This window comes from Gordonia sp. GONU (genome assembly GCF_024733855.1).
GTDB classification, from domain to species: domain Bacteria; phylum Actinomycetota; class Actinomycetes; order Mycobacteriales; family Mycobacteriaceae; genus Gordonia; species Gordonia amicalis.
Genome location: NZ_JANRHB010000063.1, coordinates 1 through 7,516, shown reverse-complemented (window position 1 = coordinate 7,516; position 7,516 = coordinate 1). Strand labels below are relative to the sequence as shown.

The following is a 7,516-nucleotide window of genomic DNA, read 5'->3' as shown; positions in this document are numbered from 1 at the left end:
CTTACCTGTCTCCTCGACGATCCGGACCGCCCCATCACGAAACTCCCGGTCGTACTTCTTCCGCTTCTCTGGCATCGTGCTCCTCATTATCGATGCCTCTACGGTTCGGGGGGAACCTCAACCCCCCACCAGTGGGGACTTTCTCATGGCCACGGACACCCCCGCATGCGCGGCGATCGTGCGCAGCCCCGGCGACGGTAACCCCACCGCCAGACCCAGCCACAACCGCAGGACTTCTCTGATCTCTTCCACAGCAACCTCCCGATAGCCCATGCCGCCGCCCCTTCCATGACTGCTCGTCACGGCCGAGTCAACGGGACCTGACCCCGGACCTTGGACACGTTGAATCCCGCAGTTCGCGGGGAGAAGCGAGATGATCAAGGTATGGCTCGGAGACACTATTCAGAGCAGTTTCGTCAGGACGCGGTGGACTTGTACGAGTCGACCCCCGGGGCCACGGTGCGCGGTATCGCCGCCGATCTTGGGGTCGAGCGCGGCACGTTGCGTCACTGGCTTGAGCGCTACGGCACCGGCCGCAAGACCGCTGCCGATGGCAGCGGGGCGGTCAGCCCGCTCAAGGCCCGCAACGGCGATGGGCCCGCTGTGGTGGGGCCAGAAAGCGCTGAGGCCAAGATCGCACGGTTGGAGAGGGAGAACGCGGCACTGCGTAGCGAGAAGCTCAAGCTGAGCACCGAACGGGAGATTTTGCGTCAGGCGGCCAAGTATTTCGCCGGGGAGACGAACTGGTGAGCCGCTTCCAGTTCGTCGCCGACCACCTCGACACCTACCCGGTCAAGTGGCTATGCGATCTCCTCGAGATCGCGTGTTCGTCGTTTTACGCCTGGCGCAAGGCGGCCCCGCGCCGGGCGGCTCGTGCGGAAGCTGATCATGTTTTGGCGCAACGTATTCGTGAGGTTCACGATGGTGACAGCACCTGTGGTGCACCGCGGATTACCGCGGAACTCAACGATGGGGTGGCGCTGGAGAACCGGGTCAATCACAAACGGGTGGCGCGGGTGATGCGCGCCCACGGCATTGTCGGTTATCGGCGGCGCCGTCGTGTGGTCACCACGATCCCTGAACCTGCCGATCGCATAGTCCCTGACCTGGTGGAACGCGATTTCACCGCGCCCGCCACGAACCGGGTGTATGTCGGCGATATCACGTATCTGCCGATCGCCGATGGCTCCAACCTGTACCTGGCTACGGTGATCGACTGCTACTCCCGACGGTTGACGGGGTGGGCGGTGGCCGATCATATGCGCACCGATCTCGTTGCCGATGCCTTGCAAGCGGCACAACAGACGCGAGGGTCGTTGTCGGGAGCGGTCTTTCACTCCGATCACGGCTCGGTCTACACCAGCAAGGCCTACGCCAACCTGTGCGCTGAACTCGGCGTGACCCAGTCCATGGGAGCGGTGGGCACCAGCGCCGACAATGCGATGGCCGAGTCGTTCAACGCCACGCTCAAACGCGAGGTCCTTCAAGATGAGCAGTCCTGGCCCGATGAGTTCACCTGCCGGCGTGAAGTCTTTGGGTGGCTCGTGCGTTACAACAACCGCCGAAGACACTCGTGGTGCGGGCACCAATCACCACTCACCTACGAAAACCGTTACGCTGCTACACTTCTACACGCAGCATAAATCCCACCCTGTGTCCAAGATCCGGGGTCAAGGCCCAACGGACAAAACAAGAGACCACCAGCGCAACGCGCCGGTGGTCCCATAACTGGCAATCCAGGTGGTCCCATCCCGATGGCAAAAATCAGCTCACAGCGGTCCCTTCACCGTGGCAAATGACACTCGCGGTACCTGACGCTTCGGCGAGAGTGTTGTCGGAGGAGTCGCGCACAGTGCTGACCGAGGGGTCGACTTTAAACTCGATCAGCCGGTCGGCATAGGCCAGCGATATGTATTGGGGGTTCATTTGGTCGACGCAAGACCATGAAGTACCCCAGGTTTAGTTCCTATGTGGTTGCGAGGGCCGGGGCGGCCGACTCGCAGATAGCTGAGGCGCCGTTGAGGGCGGCCTCGAACTCTGTGGGTGGTTGATAGTCGAGCGCTTCGTGTAGACGCTGTTGGTTGTACCACCAGACCCATTCGCAGGTGGCAAGCCCCACCTGCTCGACGGTGCGCCAAGGCCGACGCTGCCTGATCAGCTCGGTCCGTATGGTAGCCGCAACATGCCAACCGACGATCACGCGGGTGCAGGCATCGGTGACAAATTCGGTGTAGGCGAAGCCCTGCCAGGTTCGCACGCAGGTGATGTCGACGACCCATAGCTGGGACGACCCGTAGCTGGTTGGGTCGATCGGCACGAAACTGTCGCTGAACTCGGTCGGTAGGTCTGGCCGTGGTCGGGTCGGGACGGGTGGTGAAAGCCTTCGCTGCCCGCTGCACTCCGCGGACCCCGGCCAGTCGCATCAGCCGCCGGGTCTGATTCTCGGCCGATGTGGTGGCCGGCGCCGGCGGTGGTAGGTCCGTTCGATCCAGGTGACGATTGCGATCCGTAGCTGTTCACGGGTGTCCCAGCGTTGACGGTCGAGCACGTTGCGTTGCAGGAGCGCGAAGAAGATCTCCATAGCTGCGTTGTCCCCTCACGCCCCGACCTTGCCCATCGACCCCGTTGGACCGTGAGTATTCAAGGCGTGTAGGAATTTCCGCGACCGGAGCTGTGACCCTCGATCCGAGTGAACGATGCAGCCGGCCACCTCACCACGACGGGCCAGCGCGCTGTGCAACGCTGCCACGGCCAGTCGGGACTTTCATCCGGGAATCGATGCTGTAGCCGACGATCCGCCCTGAGTGCACGTCCTTGATTGCACACAGATAGAGCTTGCCCTCACGGGTGTGGTGTTCGGTGATACCAGTGAGCCACAACCGATGTGGCTCCTCGGCGGTGAAGTCGCGCTGGACCAGATCATCGTGGACTGGTGGTCCCGGTCGTCGGCCGTTACGACCTCGCTTCTTGCCGAACACCGACCACCAGGCGTTGTCGCGGCAGATCCGCCACGCGGTCCGCTCGGCCATCGACTCACCCACGGTGGCGGCTTCCCCGGCGAGGAATCGGTAGCCGAATTCCGGGTCCTCGCGGTGGGCATCGAACAGGGCATTCGCCCGATACGCCGCGGCCAGCTTGGCATTGGTGACCGGGCTGGCCAGCCACCGGTAGTAGGGCTGGCGCGAGAGCTGAAGTACCCGACACGACACGCGACGGCAATCCCGTCGGCGGCGAGCTCTTTCACGAGCGGGTACAGCCTTTTCCCGGCAGGTTCGCCTGCGATAGATACGCCGCCGCTCGACGCAGCACCTCGTTCTCCTGCTCAAGCAGGCGGATCCGCTTACGGGCCTCGCGCAGTTCAGCGGACTCGGTCGAGGTCACGCCAGGGCTGCGGCCCCCATCAATATTCGCGCGTCGCATCCACTTGTGCAGCGTCATCGGGTGCACACCGAAGTCGTTGGCGACCTGCTCGATCGTGACGCCTTCTCCACGATCACGAGCCACCCGGATCGCATCGTCTCGGAGCTCCTGGGGGTACGGCTTGGGCACAGCTACATCCTTCCCGACCGCCCGAAGGCAAGCCAGATCAGATGTCACCTATCCGTGCAGCAGTCCCTAGCGACAGTCCCGCGCGGATACTGGGGAACTAAACCAGGAGTACGTTAAACGGTTTCGTTGTTCGGCCACCAGCTGGTTTTGCCTAGTAGTGTCGCGATGGCCGGCACGACGATGGTGCGCACTATAAAGGTGTCGAGCAGTAGTCCGATACCGATGATCAGTCCAACTTGGGTCATGATGGAGATCGAGCCAGCCATGAGGCCGAACATGCTGGCAGCGAAGATGAGGCCGGCCGAGGTGATGACCGATCCGGTGTTGGTGACGGTTCGTAGAACGCCGATTCGTATGTTGTTCTGGGATTCCTCGCGTAGGCGAGAGATGAGCAGCATGTTGTAGTCTGCGCCGACGGCGACGAGGACTATGAAAGCCAATAGCGGTACAGGCCAGGCGATCTCGGTTTTGAGGATGTGTTGGAAGATTAGGACGCCGATGCCCAGTGCCGCGGTGTAGTTGAGGACGACGGTTCCTAGGAGATACAGCGGTGCGATGAGTGCTCGGAGGAGAAGGATTAGGATCAGGCCGACGATGATGAGGGTTGCCAGTGCCAGGAGTTGAAAGTCGTCGGCGAGTAGGCGTTGCAGGTCGGCGTTGATGGCGGGGAATCCGGCGATTGCGATGTGGGAGTCCTCCAGGGTGGTGTTCGGTCTGGCGGCGTTTGCAACATCGGTGATGGTGTTGGTCAGTTGTATGGCTTCGGTGCTGTAGGGGTCGAAGCTGGTTTGTATTGCGTAGCGCACGGTATGGCCGTCGGGCGAGACGAATTGGCGAGCGACATCGACAAAGCGGCGGTCTGCGTTGGCTTGAGGTGGCAGGTAGAAGCCGGTCGCGGAGTCTGTTCCGGCGGTTTCGCGGGCGGAGGTTTGGAGTTGCGTGGCTAGGGTGGCCATCCCGGCTAGTTGCTGAAGGTTGCTGTCGATCAGCGCGGACACGCCGTCGGCGAGTTGTCGTGATCCTGCGGCGAGCTGACTCACGCCAGTTTGGAGTTGAGTGATCTTAGCGGGCAGGTCTTGGTTGTTGATGGTGCTCAGGGTGGAGTTGAGGGAGTTGACGGTTGCGGTGAGTTGGTCGGTGACCGTCGTGAGGGGTGTGTCTAGTTGTGCGAGTTGTGTTGACAGGGTGGTGATCTGGTCGAGCAGTCCACTCCCTAGTGTGGCGTTGAGGTCGCGAATCTGTGCGCGCAGGGTTGCGCACTGGGGGACTTGGGCGCACCAGGGCGCTGAGTCGAGGAGGGGTAGGATTGAGGTCACTGTTGTCAGCGCCGCGGATGTTTGGCGGGTCAGGGCGGCAAGTTGTGGGGCGTTCTGTGAGGCGCGGTCGAGTGCGGGCGCGGACGCGGCGAGCTGGCGCAGGAGTGGTTGGTACTGCTGGATTTGTTGACCGGCGGTGCTTGCTTGGGTGAGGATACCGGCGAGTGGCGTCAGGTTGAGGCGTAGCTGGGTGTCGAGTTGGGCCAGCCCGTCGGCGAGCTGGTTGGCACCGGAGCGCAACTGCTCGAGGTCGCCTTTTCGTTGCTGGCCGTCTGCGACGGCGCCTGCCACCTGGTCCCCGATCTGACCGTTCTGCCACGACAGCTCGGCCTGTTCGAGTTTGTCGCCGGTGGGGCGGGTGACGCCGATGACGCGAGTCACCCCGGGAATTTGGGATACCCGCGAAGCCATCTGCTCGAGGTCGGCAAGTCCGCTGGCGGTGCGTAGGTCGATCGGCGCATCCACCACAAGAAACTCAGCAACCGTCACATCTGTGGGGAAATGGCGGTCAAGCAGCGCATATCCCTGGTTGCTGTCGGTCGTCGCGGGTTGGCCCTGGCGGTCGTCATAGGTGATGTGGATACCCATCGCGATCGTGCTCAGCACGATCAGCCCCACCATCGTTATAGCGAGAAGGGGGACTGGGCGGCGGACGACAAGCACCGCCACGCGATTCCAGTACTTGCGCGTGAGGTCTCGTCGGGGGTTGCCCCAACCGAAGCGGGCTGCCCACTGCAGCACCGGCGGCAGCAAGGTGACAGTGGCGAGGAACCCGATGAGGATCGCGATCGCGCAGGCCGGACCCAAGGTGGAAAAGACGCTCAGTTCGCCGAACGCCATAGCCAGGAATGCCAGTGCCACCGTCGCCGCCGAGGCCAAGATGACCCGTCCGATCGTCGCTGTAGCGTCCACAAGAGCATCCGCGGTAGGCGCGCCTTGGCGCAACCGCTCGTGATAGCGGCTGATGAAAAAGACTGAGTAGTCCACCCCGGCCCCGAGCAGAATGACCGTCATGAATGCGACGGTGAACTGAGACACCGGCATTCCGAGCTCACCTAGTGCGGACAAGACGCCGCGGCCCACCCCAAGGCTGACACCAATCACCAGCAACGGCACCAGTGCTGTGAACAGCGATCGGTACACCACCAGCAAGATCAGGGCGATCAGCGCGACTGTGGCCAAAGTGATCACGACCAGGTCGCTCTCGGCACTCACGATCTGATCACTGAAGGTGGCTGCGGGTCCGGTGACATGAACCGCGGTACCAGTATCTTCAAACACCCGGCGTGCGGTTTCGCGGACGGTTTCCACCGCATGAGTCGCCGCCGGACCGCCCAGGGTCCCCGAGACCCCGACGGGCAGATACCAGGCCTTGCCATCCTCACTCAACGCCTGGCGGGCAGTGATCGGATCCGACAGCAAGTCACGAACCGATTGCACATCGTCAAAATTTTCACGGAGCTGTAGGACCAACGCGTCGTATCGCTCTCGCGTGACCTCTGTAAGCCCATTCGGGTTCTCCATGGTCACGAAGACAGTGGTCTTAGCGCCCTTTTCCCCGAATGCGCCACCCATTTGATCAAGAGCTTGAAAGGACGGAACCCCTGCAGGGATCGGATCTACCGATTGCTGCCGCACCACCGTCTCCAACTGAGGAAACAGCACCGCCAACACCACCCCGACAGCTATCCACACCCCGATGACCAGGGACTTGTGCGTCAAAGTGAACCGCGCGATTCGTCCCAACGTGGAGCTGTACTCGCTGCGCTCGACCAACGGCCGCCTTGCCAAGCGCTTGTCATCGGGACGATGGACCACCATACGCAGTACCTCACCAACTCATCTGGCCCACAGTGGAACCATCGGTAGCGCTACGCTACAAGTTGTAGCGTAAAAGTGGAAGGCGGTGAGGCTATGTAGGCGGGCGCCGCCTGTGCGCCGCAAGAAAGTCATCGACGAGGCGCTCGAGATCAGCGACATCCATCGCGCGAATCCCGGTGAGCTTGGCGAAGACCAGAGGGCCTGCCAGCTGAGTGATCGCCATGGTCAAGTCCGGATCGTCGAGTTCAGCGGCGGCCGCGCTACTTGTCAACACTCGATCAAAGGGTTCTCGGTACTGGTTGACTACGCGCATCCGCAACGGCCCCAATGCGTTTGGTTCTTCGCCAGGTTGCTTGGGAACCATTGCCAACCAAGCCAGTGTGGTCAACTGCAACGGAGCCTGTTCGATGAGAGCAGCCTGGCGTTGCATCAATGTGACCAGGTCATCGCGAATCGATTGCGAGGTTTCAGGGTTGTCCACCTGAGGCAACAACCGCTCGAAGGCTGCTGCCACCAGGTCCGTGGTGCTCTCAAAATGTCGATACAGCGTGGTGCGGGCTACGCGAGATAGCCGGGTTACAGCCTCCACGGTGACCGCTTCGACCCCACCGCTGCTGAGCAGGGTCGCGGCAGCATCCAACAACCGCGCCCGCGAGCGAACCCGCCTCGGGTCCACATCATCGATATCGGCGATCTCCACCCTTGCCCATGTCCATGGCCATGAGAAAGTCCCCACTGGTGGCCAGGTCGAGGTCCCCGCTGGTGGCCAGATAAAAGTCCCCACCCTGTGTTCGTCGTGTCGACCCGGAACTGAGGGCCCAGGCGATGAC

At 62.2% G+C, this 7,516-nt stretch carries 4 protein-coding genes and 1 pseudogene; 1 reads left to right on the top strand and 4 read right to left on the bottom strand.

Translation table 11 applies throughout. From position 1 onward, the window contains the following. Positions 1–384: 384 nt before the first annotated feature. Positions 385–1,643, top strand: a protein-coding gene (locus tag NWF34_RS25040; RefSeq protein ID WP_085949121.1) for an IS3 family transposase whose coding sequence is annotated in 2 segments (ribosomal slippage) — positions 385–730 and positions 730–1,643 — 1,260 coding nt in all. Because the reading frame shifts where the segments join, the coding sequence is not laid out codon by codon here. A 323-nt stretch (positions 1,644–1,966) separates the two neighbouring features. On the opposite strand, the gene NWF34_RS25035 is transcribed toward NWF34_RS25040, so the two are convergent. From NWF34_RS25035 to NWF34_RS25020, 4 genes and pseudogenes are all read right to left on the bottom strand, one after another. Next, positions 1,967–2,317 carry an integrase core domain-containing protein gene (locus NWF34_RS25035; protein ID WP_005194698.1) on the bottom strand — a complete coding sequence of 117 codons (351 nt, stop codon included), beginning with the start codon at positions 2,315–2,317 and terminating at the stop codon, positions 1,967–1,969. 105 nt (positions 2,318–2,422) lie between these two features. Next, positions 2,423–3,549 (bottom strand): annotated as a pseudogene (locus NWF34_RS25030) (IS3 family transposase). A 113-nt stretch (positions 3,550–3,662) separates the two neighbouring features. After that, entirely contained in the window at positions 3,663–6,686 is a 3,024-nt protein-coding gene (locus tag NWF34_RS25025; protein ID WP_005194693.1) for an RND family transporter, read from the bottom strand. 91 nt (positions 6,687–6,777) lie between these two features. Further along, complete coding sequence (locus NWF34_RS25020; RefSeq protein ID WP_005194691.1) at positions 6,778–7,386, bottom strand: TetR/AcrR family transcriptional regulator; 609 nt, start codon at positions 7,384–7,386, stop codon at positions 6,778–6,780. Positions 7,387–7,516: the final 130 nt, after the last annotated feature.

Excerpts from the sequence above, each read along its gene's own strand:
- NWF34_RS25025 (WP_005194693.1), bottom strand. The coding sequence starts at position 6,686 with ATGGTGGTCCATCGTCCCGATGACAAGCGCTTGGCAAGGCGGCCGTTG.